The 14,892-nt window shown below is 58.0% G+C and carries 15 protein-coding genes and 1 pseudogene; 15 read left to right on the plus strand and 1 reads right to left on the minus strand.

The window, feature by feature from the left end:
• Positions 1-136: 136 nt before the first annotated feature.
• The 11 genes and pseudogenes from rnmV to GXP70_RS00980 all read left to right on the plus strand — a co-directional run bounded on the left by rnmV (position 137) and on the right by GXP70_RS00980 (position 8,689).
• Positions 137-700: a ribonuclease M5 gene (gene rnmV / locus GXP70_RS00930; protein WP_162354754.1), complete on the plus strand. Its 564-nt coding sequence runs from the start codon at positions 137-139 to the stop codon at positions 698-700.
• Positions 697-1,593 (plus strand): 16S rRNA (adenine(1518)-N(6)/adenine(1519)-N(6))-dimethyltransferase RsmA, encoded by an 897-nt coding sequence (rsmA, locus tag GXP70_RS00935; RefSeq protein ID WP_162354755.1) that lies wholly within the window; start codon positions 697-699, stop codon positions 1,591-1,593. Before rnmV ends, rsmA begins: the two co-directional genes overlap by 4 nt.
• A 100-nt stretch (positions 1,594-1,693) precedes the next feature.
• Entirely contained in the window at positions 1,694-2,569 is an 876-nt protein-coding gene (gene yabG / locus GXP70_RS00940; RefSeq protein WP_162354756.1) for a sporulation peptidase YabG, read from the plus strand.
• A 187-nt stretch (positions 2,570-2,756) separates the two neighbouring features.
• Positions 2,757-3,029 (plus strand): biofilm formation stimulator Veg, encoded by a 273-nt coding sequence (gene veg, locus GXP70_RS00945; RefSeq protein ID WP_090648920.1) that lies wholly within the window; start codon positions 2,757-2,759, stop codon positions 3,027-3,029.
• A 185-nt stretch (positions 3,030-3,214) separates the two neighbouring features.
• Positions 3,215-3,388: pseudogene (locus GXP70_RS00950) on the plus strand (small, acid-soluble spore protein, alpha/beta type); the annotation flags it as partial.
• Between the two features lie 319 nt (positions 3,389-3,707).
• Positions 3,708-4,562: a 4-(cytidine 5'-diphospho)-2-C-methyl-D-erythritol kinase gene (gene ispE, locus GXP70_RS00955; RefSeq protein WP_162354757.1), complete on the plus strand. Its 855-nt coding sequence runs from the start codon at positions 3,708-3,710 to the stop codon at positions 4,560-4,562.
• Between the two features lie 83 nt (positions 4,563-4,645).
• Positions 4,646-5,482, plus strand: a complete 837-nt coding sequence (purR, locus tag GXP70_RS00960) for a pur operon repressor (RefSeq protein ID WP_162354758.1) — start codon at positions 4,646-4,648, stop codon at positions 5,480-5,482.
• A 16-nt stretch (positions 5,483-5,498) separates the two neighbouring features.
• Positions 5,499-5,891, plus strand: a complete 393-nt coding sequence (locus GXP70_RS00965) for a RidA family protein (protein ID WP_162354759.1) — start codon at positions 5,499-5,501, stop codon at positions 5,889-5,891.
• A 129-nt stretch (positions 5,892-6,020) separates the two neighbouring features.
• Positions 6,021-6,305 (plus strand): septation regulator SpoVG, encoded by a 285-nt coding sequence (gene spoVG / locus GXP70_RS00970; RefSeq protein WP_018759486.1) that lies wholly within the window; start codon positions 6,021-6,023, stop codon positions 6,303-6,305.
• A 125-nt stretch (positions 6,306-6,430) separates the two neighbouring features.
• Complete coding sequence (gene glmU, locus GXP70_RS00975; RefSeq protein ID WP_162354760.1) at positions 6,431-7,831, plus strand: bifunctional UDP-N-acetylglucosamine diphosphorylase/glucosamine-1-phosphate N-acetyltransferase GlmU; 1,401 nt, start codon at positions 6,431-6,433, stop codon at positions 7,829-7,831.
• Between the two features lie 201 nt (positions 7,832-8,032).
• On the plus strand, positions 8,033-8,689 hold the full coding sequence (locus tag GXP70_RS00980; protein ID WP_162354761.1) for a 50S ribosomal protein L25: 657 nt from the start codon (positions 8,033-8,035) through the stop codon (positions 8,687-8,689).
• A gap of 47 nt (positions 8,690-8,736) precedes the next feature.
• Here GXP70_RS00980 and GXP70_RS00985 read toward each other — a convergent pair whose 3' ends face one another.
• Positions 8,737-8,937 carry a hypothetical protein gene (locus GXP70_RS00985; RefSeq protein ID WP_162354762.1) on the minus strand — a complete coding sequence of 67 codons (201 nt, stop codon included), beginning with the start codon at positions 8,935-8,937 and terminating at the stop codon, positions 8,737-8,739.
• 157 nt (positions 8,938-9,094) lie between these two features.
• On the opposite strand from GXP70_RS00985, the gene pth reads away from it, so the two are divergent.
• The 4 genes from pth to GXP70_RS01005 all read left to right on the plus strand — a co-directional run bounded on the left by pth (position 9,095) and on the right by GXP70_RS01005 (position 14,867).
• On the plus strand, positions 9,095-9,655 hold the full coding sequence (gene pth, locus GXP70_RS00990) for an aminoacyl-tRNA hydrolase (RefSeq protein WP_162354763.1): 561 nt from the start codon (positions 9,095-9,097) through the stop codon (positions 9,653-9,655).
• Positions 9,656-9,796: 141 nt separating this feature from the next.
• Positions 9,797-10,027, plus strand: a complete 231-nt coding sequence (locus GXP70_RS00995; protein WP_162354764.1) for an anti-sigma-F factor Fin — start codon at positions 9,797-9,799, stop codon at positions 10,025-10,027.
• Positions 10,028-10,204: 177 nt separating this feature from the next.
• A complete protein-coding gene (gene mfd / locus GXP70_RS01000; protein WP_162354765.1) occupies positions 10,205-13,753 on the plus strand; it encodes a transcription-repair coupling factor in 3,549 nt (1,182 codons plus the stop codon).
• Positions 13,740-14,867, plus strand: coding sequence for a peptidylprolyl isomerase (locus GXP70_RS01005; protein WP_162354766.1), 1,128 nt, complete (start codon positions 13,740-13,742; stop codon positions 14,865-14,867). The genes mfd and GXP70_RS01005 overlap by 14 nt, the downstream gene beginning before the upstream one ends.
• Positions 14,868-14,892: the final 25 nt, after the last annotated feature.

Here is a 14,892-nt window from a genome sequence, read left to right on the forward strand (position 1 = left end):
ACGAAACCGTTTCTTCTTCATTCATATCGTAATTCAGCTTTAAATATGCCATGATAAGGAGAGGCGATGCCTCTTCTTTTTGCATGTTCGTCGTCAGGTTGAAATGCACGGTTAGAAGGGAAGGAAACAGGCTACCATGATCAAAGAAATCATTGTCGTCGAAGGCAAGGACGATACGGTGGCCATCAAACGCGCCGTAGAGGCCGAGACGATCGAAACGGGCGGATCCGCCATCGGCGAGGCGGTACTGAAACGTATCGAGCTGGCGCAGCAACGGCGGGGAATCATAATCTTCACCGATCCCGACCATGCCGGGGAGCGGATCCGCAAAATCGTCGCGCAGCGCGTGCCCGGCTGCAAGCATGCCTTCTTGCCCCAGTCGGAGGCGCTCTATAAAGGCGATATCGGCGTGGAGAATGCTTCCCCCGAAGCGATCCGCCATGCGCTGGCGAATTTGCGGACGGAGGCGACCGCGGAGACCGGCGGGCTCGCGGAAGTGACGATGGACGACCTCATGCAGGCCGGCCTGCTCGTACATCCGCAGGCGTCGGAGCGCAGGCTGATCATGGGCAATCTGCTCGGCATCGGCTATGCCAACGGCAAGCAGTTCTACAAACGGTGCTCGACGTTCCGGATTACGCGGGAAGAATTTCAGCGCGCGCTGCAAACGATGGAGAGCGAAGGAGACTATAAGGCATGACAGAAGGATCGAAGGCGACGGCGGAAGTCGGATCGCCCAAGCGTACGAAGGATATCATCGCCAAGTACGGCTTTACGTTCAAGAAGAGTCTCGGTCAGAATTTCCTGATCGATCAGAATATATTGCGTAAGATCGTCGGCGCGGCGAATCTCGATAAGACGAAAGGCGCGCTCGAAATCGGCCCCGGCATCGGCGCGCTGACGCAGCAGTTGGCTTCGGAAGCGGGACGCGTCACCGCGGTTGAAATCGACAACCGGTTGATCCCGATTCTGCGGGACGTGCTGGCGGATACGCCGAACGTGCATATCGAGCACGGCGACGTGCTCAAGCTTGATCTTCCCGCGCTGATGGAACGGCAATTCGCCGGTCTCGGCGGCGTGAGCGTCGTTGCTAACTTGCCGTACTACGTGACGACGCCGATTCTGATGAAGCTGCTGGAGGAGAAGCTGCCGCTCGAGAATATCGTCGTGATGATTCAGAAGGAAGTGGCGCAGCGCATGGCCGCCAAGCCGGGCGGCAAGGAGTACGGCAGCCTGAGCGTCGCCGTGCAGTATTACTGCGAGCCGGAGCTCGTCTGCATCGTGCCGCATACGGTGTTCATTCCGCAGCCGAACGTCGATTCGGCGGTCATCAAGCTGGCGCTGCGCGACAAGCCGCCCGTCGACGTCGAGGACGAAGCGTTCTTCTTCCGGACCGTTCAGGCGTGCTTCGCCCAGCGGCGCAAGACGATCGCGAACAATTTGACCGCTTTCGTCGGCAAGGCGAACCGCGAACGGCTGGGTCCGCTGCTGGAGAGCTGCGGCATCGACCCGTCCCGCCGCGGCGAGACGCTGTCGCTGGCGGAATTCGCGGCGCTCAGCGACGCGCTGCGCAAAGCGGGTTTGCCCGGCTGAACGAACGGCTGCTTTCATGGGGAAATGCCCGTAAAACATGACAAAGAAGCGCACCATCGGGGGCGTCTTCCCATAGGATAGACGAAGAGGTGATTTGCCCATGATGCAAGGGGACCTGGTCGTCCGCAAATCCTATGGCGGGGACGTCCTTTTTCGTGTTGCGATAATTGAACAGCAAACGGCGATTCTGAAGGGTACGGACTATCGTCTGCTGGCGGATGCGCCCTTGTCGGATTTAGCGGTCGTCAAGGACGGCGATCTGCCCGTCGCGATCCGGCAGGCGCGGCAGAAGGCCGGAGAATCGACGCAGCGCATGCAGGAGGAGCGCCAGCAGCAAATCATTCAGCGGGAGCTGCTGCGCGCGCAGAATCAGAACCAGCCTTATTTCGAGGTGCCCGGCAGAGTGCTGCATTTGGACGGCGACCTGAATTATATGAAGAAAAGCATGCAGCTATACACGTCGATGCGCGTACCCGCCCACGGCTTATACGTGCACGAGTCGCAGATGGCCGAGGCGGTCTTGCGGCTGCTTCCGCAGATCAAGCCGGATATTATCGTCATTACGGGTCACGACGGCGTGCTGAAGAACCGGGAGCCGAATGACCTGCATAACTTGACCTCCTACAAGAACTCGCAGAACTTCGTCGACGCGGTCCGCATCGCGCGCGAGTATGAGAAGAACAAAGACAGCCTGGTCGTCGTGGCGGGCGCATGCCAATCGCATTATGAGGCCCTGCTGCAGTCGGGATCGAATTTCGCCAGTTCCCCGGCACGGGTGCTCATCCATGCGCTCGATCCGGTGTACATCGCGATTAAAGCCAGCTACACGCCGATCCGGGAAACGATCAACCTGGCGGACGTGATCCACGGGACGATCAGCGGCATCGACGGCGTGGGCGGTATCGAGACGCTTGGCAAGTACCGGATGGGGCTTCCGAAACCGCAGACGTTAACGGGCGTCAAAGCGACCGTATAAACAGCCGCAGTGGCCTTGTACAGGGCAATCGTATAAGTTACAAAAGTCGGGATAAAATAAAGTGGGAGTCGAAAAAATAAGTATTTTTTATATTGACATTTTATTAAATCCGCTGTTATAATTAAATTTTTTTGACAAATCGCCTCTCCTTGGTTATAATGGACAAGGAAAGAGGTGGTAGTGCACAATGGCTAAAAATGCGCTATTGGAGATTAAACGCAGTTTGGAAACCCACGTCGGCTCCAAAATACGTCTTCGTGCAAACGGTGGTCGTCGAAAGACTATTGAACGGACCGGTGTATTAGAAGAAATCTACCCTTCTGTATTTATTGTCAGACTTGATCAGGAACAGCATGCGTTCAAGCGCGTGTCCTACAGCTATGCCGATATTTTGACGGAATCCGTTGAAGTGATGGTTGACAGCGACGATGGTCAGGTACGCATTACCTATATACAGTAGCAAATCAAACGGCAAGTTTGGCTTCTATTTAAGATGCAGGCAACGGCAAGCGCGAGAGCGTTTGGGTTGCTTGCATTTTTTTTGTCCGCATACGGCCGCTGCGGCTTCGGCTTCGCCGGAATTGAGAACGTCCTAATCATCCATACTAACGGTACCATGACGATTCCAAGGAGGAGACGAACAGGATGACGAGAAGACGAGGCGGCACGATGAGCGAGGATTTGAAGAAGGAGCTGGCCAGGGATCTTGGATTTTACGACACCGTCCAGAAGGAAGGCTGGGGAGGCATTAAGGCGAAGGACGCCGGCAATATGGTGAAGCGAGCGATTCAGATCGCGGAGCAGGCCGCGGCGAAGCAGTACCAGGCGCAGCAGCAAGCCGCGCAGGTGCAGGCGCCGCCCGCACAGAGCTATCGGCCGACGCCGCAGCCTTATGCGTCAGGGCAATCCTATGCCGCAGCGCAGCCTAATCCGGGCGCGGCCGCATCGACCGTGCCGCCTTATATGCAGCAGGCGATGGCGAATGCGCGGCAGCAATCGCCCCACATGTTCCAATAACAGCGGGAAGACGGGCTAAGATGAAGAGGAGGCGTCAGCCGACTCGTCCGCATCTTAGCTTTTCTTATGACCTTTTGTTATAATATGTGAAGTTTAACGATAATGGACGGGTGAATCGAACATGAAGATTTATGAGAAGGCGCCGGCCAAGATCAATCTGCTCTTGGACGTCATGCGCAAGCGCGAAGACGGTTTTCACGAAGTCGAAATGATCATGACGATGGTCGACTTGGCGGACCGGCTCGAAATGGAGGAGCTGCAGAGCGACTCCATCTTTATATCCAGCCAGGCCGGATACATACCGCTGGACGAGAAGAACCTGGCCTTTCAGGCGGCCAGGCTGATCAAGGACCGCTATAACGTTCGCAAGGGCGTATATATTCATTTGGACAAGAACATTCCGGTGGCCGCGGGCCTTGCGGGCGGGAGCAGCGATGCGGCCGCGACGCTGCGCGGACTGAACCGGTTATGGCAGCTCGGCATCTCGGAGGACGAGCTGTGCACGCTCGGCGCGGAGCTCGGCTCGGACGTGCCGTTCTGCGTAACGGGAGGCACGGCCATCGCGCGCGGCCGCGGCGAGAAGCTCGAGCGCATTCCGAACCCGCCGCAATGCTGGGTCATTCTGGCGAAGCCGCCGATCAATGTGTCGACAGCCGACGTATACGGGAAATTGCGCGCTTCGGAGCTGAAGCAGCATCCTTCGACCCAAGATATGGTGGAAGCGATTTCACAAGGATCCTTCGCCGACGTGTGCGCGAATCTCGGCAACGTGCTGGAAACGGTCACGCTGCAGCTGCATCCGGAAGTGCTGCAGATGAAGGACATCATGCAGCGGCTGGGCGCCGACGGCGTGCTCATGTCCGGCAGCGGCCCGACCGTCTTCGGCCTGGTAAGCAAGGAGGCCAAGGTGTCCCGCATCTATAATGGGCTGCGCGGCTTCTGTAAAGAAGTTTATGTGGTAAGAATGCTAACATAAAGCCTACGTAAATCTTGATTAAATCCGTATGAAAATGGTATATTGACTTTATAATATTCGGATTTAGCATGGGGGGGTACGGTTTGAAGAAATTAAAACGGAGTGCAAGGTTAGTGGAAATGACGCAGTACTTACTTACGCGCCCCCATACGTTAATTTCTCTAACAGCATTTGCAGATCGTTATCAGTCTGCCAAGTCGTCCATCAGCGAGGATTTGGCCATTATTAAAGAAGTGTTCGAAGAAGAAGGACTTGGCGAGCTGCATACGCTTGCCGGCGCTGCCGGCGGCGTGAAGTATACGCCGAAGATGGCTGACGCCGAGGCCTTATCCATCATGAACGGCATATGCCGCCAGCTGGAGCAGCCGGAGCGCGTGCTTGCCGGCGGTTATCTATATATGACGGATATGCTGGGCCAGCCGGGCTTGCTTGCCGATGTCGGCCGCATGTTCGCGACGGCTTTCGCCAACGCGGAGATCGACGTCATCATGACGGTGGAAACCAAGGGCATCCCGCTCGCCTATGCGACGGCGGCATGCATGAACCTGCCGGTCGTCATCGTCCGCAGGGACAACAAGGTGACGGAAGGCTCCGCCGTGAGCATCAACTACGTCTCGGGCTCCAATAAGCGCATCCAGACGATGTCCTTGGCCCGCCGCGCGCTGAAGGAAGGGGCGCGGGTGCTGATCGTGGACGATTTCATGAAAGCCGGCGGCACGATTCAAGGTATGATGGACCTGCTCTATGAATTCAACGCGAAGGTCGCGGGCGTCGGGGTGTTCGTGGAATCCGGCGAGCTCGATACCGAGGAGCGGCTGCTGGAGGACTATGTGTCCCTCGCCAAACTGACGGCCGTGGACATGAAGACGAAGCAGACGACCGTCGTCCCGGGCAACTATTTCAATCCCATTGAGAACTAACGGAGGTTATTGAACGATGAAACAACAACCGCAAATCGTCTCGACTACGAAAGCTCCTGCAGCGATCGGACCTTATTCGCAAGCGATCAAGCTCGGCAATCTGCTCTTCACGTCCGGCCAAATTCCGCTGAACGCGGACGGCGTACTCGTCGAGGGCGGCATCGAGGAACAGACGCATCAAGTGTTCCGCAACCTGGAAGCGGTGCTAACCGAGGCGGGCGCGACATTCGCCGACGTTGCCAAAGCGACCGTCTTCATCAAAGACATGGACCAGTTCGCGGCCGTCAACGCCATCTATGCTTCCTACTTTGGCGATCATAAGCCCGCTCGCTCAACCGTAGAGGTGGCGCGGCTTCCGAAGGATGTCCTTGTCGAAATTGAACTGATTGTAGCGATTGAAGTCGAATAAAATAGAATAATCTTTCATTTAAAAAAATATTTAAAATTCAGCCAATTATTTTCCAGAACTATGAAGGAAATCGTATTGCTGTGTGGAAGTATACACCAAGTCTTCGATAGGCAAAGGTGGTGAACACAGATGCAAATTACCGATGTTAGACTCCGCCGAGTAAATTCCGAAGGTCGCATGAAGGCTATCGCCTCCATTACCATTGACAATGAGTTTGTCGTTCACGATATTCGCGTGATAGACGGCAACAATGGTATGTTCGTGGCAATGCCGAGCAAGCGTACGCCGGATGGAGAGTTCCGGGATATCGCACATCCGATCTCTTCGACGACACGGGAGAAGATCCAAGCTGCCGTTCTTGCTGAGTACGAGCGTGCGGCCACGGAAGAAGAAGTTATTGAAGAAGGCGCTTAAATTGGGAATATTGGGGCAGAGAGGAAGAGAGCCGTTCGGCTCTCTTTTCTTTTGCCCCGGGATACGCTATATTCAGTAGAGCATTGATATGAGCCGCAATTGGCTCGGGGCAGGAGGAACATTCGGTGAAAGTAATGGCTATCGTCCTTGCGGCAGGTCAAGGAAAACGCATGAAATCCAAATTATATAAAGTCTTGCATCCCGTTTGCGGCAAGCCGATGGTGGCGCATGTGCTTCAGACGGTCAAGGACGCTGCTTGCGAGCGCACCGTCGTCGTGGTCGGGCACGGGGCGGAAACCGTTCGCGCTTATCTCGGAAGCGACGTTGAGATCGTGCTTCAGGAGCAGCAGCTCGGCACCGGCCACGCGGTCCAGCAGGCGGAGCCGCTGCTTGGCGGCGAAGAAGGCACGACGGTCATCCTGTACGGCGATACGCCGCTCGTCACGTCGGGGACGATCCAGTCGCTGCTGCGCATCCATGCGGAGACCCGTTCGGCCGCAACCGTGCTGACGGCGGTCGTGCCGAATCCGCAGGGCCTTGGCCGCATCATTCGCGACGACGCCGGCAACGTGCTGCGCATCGTCGAGCAGAAGGACTGCACGCCGGAGCAGGCGGCGATCACGGAGATCAACACGGGCATGTACTGCTTCGATAATAAGAAGCTGTTCCGGGCGCTTGCCCAAGTGACGAACAACAACGCGCAGGGCGAGTATTACTTAACGGACGTGATGGAAATCCTGAAGAACGCCGGGGAAACCGTCGGCGCTTACTGCACGCCGGATTTCGCCGAGGGCATCGGCGTCAACGACCGCGTCGGCCTGGGCGAAGCGGAAGCGCTCATGCGCGCGCGCATCGTACGCAAGCATCAGCTCGGCGGCGTGACGATCATCGATCCGGCCGCGACGTACATCGAAGCTGACGTCGCGATCGGTTCCGACACGGTTATCTATCCGGGGACGGTGCTGCGGGGAGCGACGGTGATCGGCGAGGATTGCGTCATCGGCCCGAATGCGGACATCACGGACACGACAATCGGCAACGGCGTCACGGTGAAGCAGTCCGTCGCCGTGGAAGCGGCGATCGGCGACGAGAGCGCCGTCGGTCCGTTCGCCTATCTTCGTCCGGGCTCGAAGCTCGGCACGGGCGTGAAAATCGGCGATTTCGTCGAGATCAAGAACGCGGAGCTGGGCGACGGCACGAAAGTATCGCATCTCAGCTATGTCGGCGATGCCAAAGTCGGCAAAGACGTTAACGTCGGCTGCGGCGCGATTACGGTCAACTACGACGGGTACAACAAGGCGATGACGGAAATCGGCGACAATGCCTTCGTCGGCAGCAACGTCAACCTCATCGCTCCGGTGAAAATCGGCGACGGCGCGTACGTCGTGGCCGGCTCGACGATCACGAACGACGTGCCCGCGAACGATGTGGCCATCGCGCGCGAGCGCCAGGTCAACAAGCCGGGCTACGCCGAGAAGCTGCGCGGACGCGCGAAGGCGAAGAAGGAAGCGAAATCGAAGAAATAACGGCCGGCAGCGAAGAACGGCCGGCAGCTTGGGCAGAAGCGCTGCACAAGCCGCGAGCCCCGGGGCGCTCCGATGCCCGGGGCTCTTCTGCGCGTCCGCCGACGGCTGCCGAGGCGCCGCCGCGTCATGCGGACTCGTTTAATTCCGTGCCGGAATGGGTATGAATATATGGAAATCGATTTGTACAAGGAGGTTTCCACCATGGCAATCCCGTTTCAGGCTGAACAACGGAAAACCGGCACGCAGGGCGAATTGCGCCAGATGAGGCAGAGAGGCAGCGTTCCCGGCGTCGTATATGGCACGCAACTAACGGAGCCGCTCCATGTGGCGGTGAGCGAGAAGGAGCTCACTTCGCTGCTCCGGGCGCATCCCCATGCCCTGCTGGAGCTAGACATTCCCGGCGAGGGCAAGCGCCCCGTCATGATGACGGAGGTACAGCGCGAGCCGCTGTCGCGAAACGTGCTGCATGTCGATTTTCATCAAGTGAATATGAATCAAGAGATCAAGACGATGGTGCGCCTGGATATGGCCGGCGACTCCGCAGGCGTGCGCGAAGGCGGCATTCTGCAGGCCATGCTGCACGAGCTGGAGATTCATTGTTTGCCGAATCGGATACCGGAAGCGATCGAAGTCGATGTCGCGGGGCTCGGTATCGGCGAGAACTTGCTTGTCGGGGACTTGAAGCTGCCTGCGGGCGTAACGACGCGGATGGACGCCGATCAGGTCGTCGTGACCATCCTCATGCCGCAGAAAGACCTGACCGCGGAAGAAGCGGAGGAAGCGGCCGAGGAAGCGGAAGCAGCCGCGGAGCGGTCGCATGGCGCCAAGATGGCCGTGCACACCTCGGAATCGGAATAGCATGATCGGGTTAATCGGGGCTGCCTGGCGCAGCCCCTTTATTTTTTTCAGTAGCCGGGCCTGGAGACGAAGGTAAATTGCTTGCGGCTGTAGAAAATATTATTCATCTTGATGTACGATGAACTGATCTCGTCGACGAAGCCGATATCATGGTGCACGTCGCGCCAATACACCTGCACAGGCACGTTGCAATCACGATGATCCTGGAAATGGCTGTCGTCGTAGATCCGCTGTCCGTTTACATACATCGCATTAAACGCCCCTTTGCATACGAAGTTCGGCAGTACGCCGCCACTATACATATGATCATTTGGGCTGATGATTCGTTGCATGGGGGACGAAGAAAATTTTCGGGGATTCTTATCGGGAATTCTAAGATTACTTATAGGAGTTGACGATTGCAGCATGAAATGGATCGTAGGTCTCGGCAACCCCGGAACCGCTTATCAGGGAACAAGGCATAACGTCGGTTTTATGGTCGTGGACGAGCTGGCCAGACGGTGGGGCATCGCGGTAACCCAGAGCAAATGCAAGGGGCTGATCGGCGAAGGACATGTCGCGGGCACGAAGGTGGCGCTGATCAAGCCGATGACGTATATGAACCTGTCCGGCGAGACGGTGCGCGGGTTCATGGACTATTATAAGGCCGAGCTGGAGGATGCCATCATCGTCTATGACGATCTGGATACGGAGACGGGCAAAATCCGGCTGCGGTATCAGGGCAGCGCCGGCGGGCACAACGGCATCAAATCGATTATTCAGCATACGGGCACGCAGACGTTCAACCGGATTCGGCTGGGCATCTCGCGTCCGAAGAACGGCATGATTATCTCGGACTACGTCCTCTCGAATTTCCCGAAGAGCGAGAACGAGCTGCTGAAGACGATGGTGGAAGAGAGCTGCGACGCGGTCGAATTCGCGCTGACGAATCCGTTCGAGCGGACGATGGCCAAATATAACCGTTAAATTTCGGCGGGCGCGGGCATACTGAGGATAGGATGCATACCCGGAGAGCGAACGGGAACGTACGACTGAACGCTGAGAGAAGCTCGCGGATCAGAGAAAGTTCGCTGGCCAGGGTATAACGACCACTCAGGAGGCATAAATATGGCTGTGAATTACGTTTGCCGGCATTGCAAAACGCCCATGGGCTCGATCGACAACGCGCATGTCTCGGAGGCGCAGCTGGGTTTCCATTTCTTGACCCCCGAAGAGCGCAGCGATATAATAGCGTATAACTCGAATGGAGACGTAACGGTCAACGTCGTATGCGACTACTGCCGTGAAGCGATCGAGAGCAATCCCGAGCTGCTGCTCGTGGTGAATCCGCTGCAGTGATGCGCGATAGAAGAGCCTTGGCGAACGGCTGAGGCTTCTTTTTTGATCTATTGGAAACAAGCCTGTTGCGCGGTCCTGCCGCCGCAATAGCAGGAAGGGATAGAGCCTGCCCGCCGCCGTCCGGCAGCGCAGGCGGCTTCTTCCCGTTACGCTGCCCAGGAACGGTTTTGGTTTGGAATGAAACGAGGTGCCGCTAACTTGAAAGCATTATTGGAAGCTTACGCCGCGGATACGGATTTTGGCTCCATCGTATCCGGAATCAAGAAAGGGATGCGCGAGCAGCTCGTCTCGGGACTGGCCGGCTCGTCGCGGCAGGTCATGATCGCCGCGCTCAAGCGTGAGTTCGACCGCCCGATGCTCGTCGTCACCCACAATATGTTCGCGGCGCAGAAGATCGCAGAGGATCTCGTGGAATGTCTGTCGCCGGGGGAAGTGCTGCTCTTCCCCGCCAATGAGCTGGTCGCCGCCGAATCGGCGATATCGAGCCCGGAAGTGCTTGCCCAGCGGATGGATGTGCTTATCCGGCTGTCGCAAGGATTTCGCGGGATCGTTGTCGTGCCGTTCTCCGGCGTTCGCCGCTTTCTGCCGCTGAACGCCTTCATGGCGAACGCGCGCATCCTGGTCAAGGTCGGCGAGACGCTAGCTTTGGAAGCGTTTTTACGGCAGATGGTAGAGCTCGGCTACGAGCGCGTCGATAAAGTAGAAGGCAAGGGCGAAATGAGCGTCCGGGGCGGAATCGTCGATTTCTTCCCGCTGACGTCGCCGCATCCGTACCGGGTGGAATGGTTCGACGACGAAATCGACTCCATTCGGACGTTCGACTCCTCCGACCAGCGCTCGATCGAGAAGCTGGACGCGTACACCGTGCCGCCGTGCAAGGAACTGACGGCCGATCTGCGCCGGTTCCAGAATGCAGCGCAGCATGCGTCGGAGCTGCTTGAGCAGCAGCTGCAGAAGATGACGGACCGCACGGCCAAGGACCGGCTGCGCGCGGAGATCGGGGCCGAGATCGAGAAGCTGCGGGAGCATCAGTATTTTCCGGAACTCTATAAATATATTTCGCTGCTCTATCCGGAGCGGCAGACCTTATTCGATTATGTGCCAAGCGATACGCTGCTGATCTACGACGAGCCGACCCGGCTGATCGAAACCGGCCGCCAGCTGGAGCGGGACGAAGCGGAATGGTCGACGCATCTGATGACGAACGGCAAAGCGCTTCCGGCGCTTGCTTTGGCGCGCCCGTCGGACGACGTCCTGTTCCACCGTCCGTTCCCGACGCTGTTCCTGTCGCTGTTCCTGCGCCAAATTCCGCATACGCAGCCGCAGAACATCCTGAACGTCGTCAGCCGCGCGATGCAGAACTTCCACGGCCAGATGAACGTGCTCAAAACCGAGATGGAGCGGTGGCGCAAGGCGGGGGCGACCGTTATGATGCTCGCCGGCAGCGCGGAGCGGATGGACCGCATGCGGCGGGTGCTGCAGGATTACGGCATCGAGCCGCCGATCCTGATCGAAGGCAACCTGCAGAGCGGGTTCGAGCTGCCGTCCGTGCACCTCATCGTCATCACCGAGGGCGAGATGTTCTCGCAGAAGCAGCGCAAGGCGCGCCGCCTCGACAAGAAGATGGACAATGCGGAGCGGATCAAGAGCTATACCGAGCTGAAGGTCGGCGACTACGTCGTGCACCAGAACCATGGCATCGGCAAATACATGGGCATCGGCACCTTGGAGATTGCCGGTATCCACAAGGACTACATGCATATCATGTACGCGGGCGGCGACAAGCTGTCCGTGCCGATCGAGCAGATCGACCTGATTCAGAAGTATGTCGGCAACGAGGACAAGGAGCCGAAGGTCTATAAGCTGGGCGGCAGCGAATGGACCCGCGTGAAGAGCAAGGCGCAGTCGTCCGTCAAGGATATCGCCGACGAGCTCATCAAGCTGTACGCCGAGCGGCAGGCGACGTCCGGGTTCGGCTTCGGGGCGGATACGTCGTACCAGCAGGAATTCGAAGCGATGTTCCCGTACGACGAGACGAGCGACCAGCTCCGCGCGATCGCGGAGATCAAGAAGGATATGCAGACGCCGCGTCCGATGGATCGCTTGTTGTGCGGCGACGTCGGTTACGGCAAGACCGAGGTGGCGGTGCGCGCCGCGTTCAAGGCGGCGATCGAGGGCAAGCAGGTCGCGGTGCTCGTGCCGACGACGATTCTCGCGCAGCAGCATTACGAGACCTTCCGCGAACGGTTCTCGGGCTTCCCGTTCAACGTGCAGGTGTTAAGCCGGTTCCGGTCCAAGAAGGAACAGACGGCGACGATGAAAGGATTGAAGGCGGGCACGGTGGACGTCGTGATCGGCACGCACCGCCTGCTGTCGCAGGACGTTATTTTCAAGGATTTGGGACTGCTCATCGTCGACGAGGAGCAGCGTTTCGGCGTGTCGCACAAGGAGAAGCTGAAGCGGCTCAAGACGAACGTCGACGTGCTGACGCTGACGGCGACGCCGATTCCGCGTACGCTTCACATGTCCATGCTCGGCGTGCGCGACTTGTCGGTCATCGAGACGCCGCCGGAGAACCGGTTCCCGGTGCAGACGTACGTCGTGGAATACAGCCCGTCGCTCGTGCGGGAATCGATCGAGCGCGAGCTGGCGCGCGGCGGACAGGTGTACTACCTGTACAACCGGGTGCAGGGGATCTATCAAATGGCGGAGCAGATCAACGCGCTGGTGCCGGATGCGCGGGTGGCGGTCGGCCACGGCCAAATGTCCGAGCAGGAGCTGGAGAAGACGATTCTCGACTTCCTCGACGGGGAGTCGGACGTGCTCGTCAGCACCAGCATTATCGAGACGGGCGTCGACATTCCGAACGTCAACACGCTGATCGTGCACGACGCGGATAAAATGGGCTTGTCCCAGCTGTACCAGCTGCGGGGCCGGGTCGGACGTTCCAATCGGATCGCGTACGCGTATTTCACGTACCAGCGGGATAAAGTACTGACGGAGGTCGCCGAGAAACGACTGCAGTCGATCAAGGAATTCACGGAGCTCGGCTCCGGGTTCAAGATCGCGATGCGCGACTTGTCGATTCGCGGCGCGGGCAACCTGCTCGGCGCGGAGCAGCACGGCTTCATCGCGTCCGTCGGCTTCGATCTGTATTCGCAAATGCTGGCCGACGAGATCGCCAAGCGCAAAGCCGAAATGGGCGGCGAGGTCGAGGAGCAGCCGAAGGAAGTGAGCACGTCGATCGATATGAGCATCGATGCCTACTTGCCCTCCTCTTATATTTACGATAGCATACAAAAGATAGAGATTTACAAAAAGGTCGCCGCGGTCCGCACCTTCGAAGAAGGCGACGATCTGCGCGACGAGCTGGTCGACCGGTTCGGCGATCTGCCGCAGTCGGTGGACAATCTGCTGTCCGTGGCCCGTCTCAAGGTGTACGGCGCGATTTGCGGCATCGAACAGATCGGCGGCAAGGGCGACGATATTACGCTTAAATTCGCGGAACGGGAGAAGAAGCGGTTCGATGCGAAGAAGGTGGACCGCATCTGCCTGCAATTGGAGAACAGGTTCGCGCGCATTCCGGGACAAGAGCCTCATCCGGCCGTGCTGCTGCGCGGCAAAGGGCTGTCCGTAGAGCTGAAGCTGGAGCTGTTGGAACGGTTTTTGACGCAGTATAAAGATACTATCCAATCGAAAGGGGAACTACAGGATGTTACGCATTAAACCGGCAAGAAGAACGATCCTGCTTGCGCTTGTCGCCGTGCTCGTGGTCGTGCTTGCGGCAGGCTGCGGCAAGAAGAAGGAGGAGGGGGAAGCGGCGGGCAAGGTCATCGCGACGTACAAGGACGGCACCGTCACGGACACCGAGTTCAAGAAGTATTCCACGTTCTTCGGCATCGTGCAACCGCAGACGGAAGCGTATCTGAGCATTCCGGAGCTGCAGGAGCAGTTCCTGCGGGAGTACATCGGCTATAAAATTCTGTACAAGCCCCTCTCCGACAAAAAGCTGAGCGATGCGGACCAGAAGAATATCGACGACTTCTACGCACAGGTGGAGCAGGTGTTCGCGAACGACGCGGATACGAAGAAGAAGGCGGACGACGCCGGCCTGAAAGAGGCGGACATCCGTCACTTCTACACGATGATCACAAGCATCATGAAAGACGAAGAGAGCAAAGTGACCGACGCCGAAGTGCAGAAGCAGTATGAATCGACCAAGGACGATTACAATATCGTCAGCGTCCGCCATATTCTGATCGCCACGGTCGATCCGACAACGGGCGCCGAGAAACGCAAGGACGAGGACGCGCTCAAGATAGCGAAAGAAGTGAAGGCGAAGCTGGACGCGGGCGGCGACTGGAAAGAGCTCGCGAAGCAATATTCCGACGACGACGGCTCCAAGGAGAACGGCGGTCTGTACGAGGACAAGCAGGCGAAAGGCTGGGTGCAGGAATTCAAGGACGCGGCCAACAAGCAGGCAATCGGCAAAGTCGGCGATCCGGTTCAATCGCAGTACGGCTATCACGTCATGAAAGTCGAGAAGCGCACGCCTACGCCGTTCGACAAGCTGTCCGACGCGGACAAGGCGGGCCTGAAGCAGGAAGCGGGATCGGCGAAATTGCAGGCGTACATGACGGACGAGCTGCCGAGCCTGATCACGAATATCAGCCTGCCGAAAGCGGCCGATTCGGGTACGGGCACGACGAACTCGGGTACCGGCACGGATTCGGGCAAAAACAGCGGTACGACGAACGGCGGCACGACCGACACAGGCACGACGAATACCGATAAGAAAGACGATGCAGCCGGGAACGAGAGCAAAACCGAAAGCAAATAAGCGATCGGCTTTACTTCGAAGACAG

It is taken from the genome of Paenibacillus lycopersici (assembly GCF_010119935.1).
Classification (GTDB): domain Bacteria; phylum Bacillota; class Bacilli; order Paenibacillales; family Paenibacillaceae; genus Paenibacillus_Z; species Paenibacillus_Z lycopersici.

Bases quoted from the DNA above. Each gene is read 5' to 3' on its own strand.
- rnmV (WP_162354754.1), top strand. From the start codon at position 137: ATGATCAAAGAAATCATTGTCGTCGAAGGCAAGGACGATACGGTGGCC.
- rsmA (WP_162354755.1), top strand. From the start codon at position 697: ATGACAGAAGGATCGAAGGCGACGGCGGAAGTCGGATCGCCCAAGCGT.
- yabG (WP_162354756.1), top strand. From the start codon at position 1,694: ATGATGCAAGGGGACCTGGTCGTCCGCAAATCCTATGGCGGGGACGTC.
- veg (WP_090648920.1), top strand. From the start codon at position 2,757: ATGGCTAAAAATGCGCTATTGGAGATTAAACGCAGTTTGGAAACCCAC.
- ispE (WP_162354757.1), top strand. From the start codon at position 3,708: ATGAAGATTTATGAGAAGGCGCCGGCCAAGATCAATCTGCTCTTGGAC.
- GXP70_RS00965 (WP_162354759.1), top strand. From the start codon at position 5,499: ATGAAACAACAACCGCAAATCGTCTCGACTACGAAAGCTCCTGCAGCG.
- spoVG (WP_018759486.1), top strand. From the start codon at position 6,021: ATGCAAATTACCGATGTTAGACTCCGCCGAGTAAATTCCGAAGGTCGC.
- GXP70_RS00980 (WP_162354761.1), top strand. From the start codon at position 8,033: ATGGCAATCCCGTTTCAGGCTGAACAACGGAAAACCGGCACGCAGGGC.
- GXP70_RS00985 (WP_162354762.1), bottom strand. From the start codon at position 8,937: ATGTATGTAAACGGACAGCGGATCTACGACGACAGCCATTTCCAGGAT.
- pth (WP_162354763.1), top strand. From the start codon at position 9,095: ATGAAATGGATCGTAGGTCTCGGCAACCCCGGAACCGCTTATCAGGGA.
- GXP70_RS00995 (WP_162354764.1), top strand. From the start codon at position 9,797: ATGGCTGTGAATTACGTTTGCCGGCATTGCAAAACGCCCATGGGCTCG.
- mfd (WP_162354765.1), top strand. From the start codon at position 10,205: ATGAAACGAGGTGCCGCTAACTTGAAAGCATTATTGGAAGCTTACGCC.
- GXP70_RS01005 (WP_162354766.1), top strand. From the start codon at position 13,740: ATGTTACGCATTAAACCGGCAAGAAGAACGATCCTGCTTGCGCTTGTC.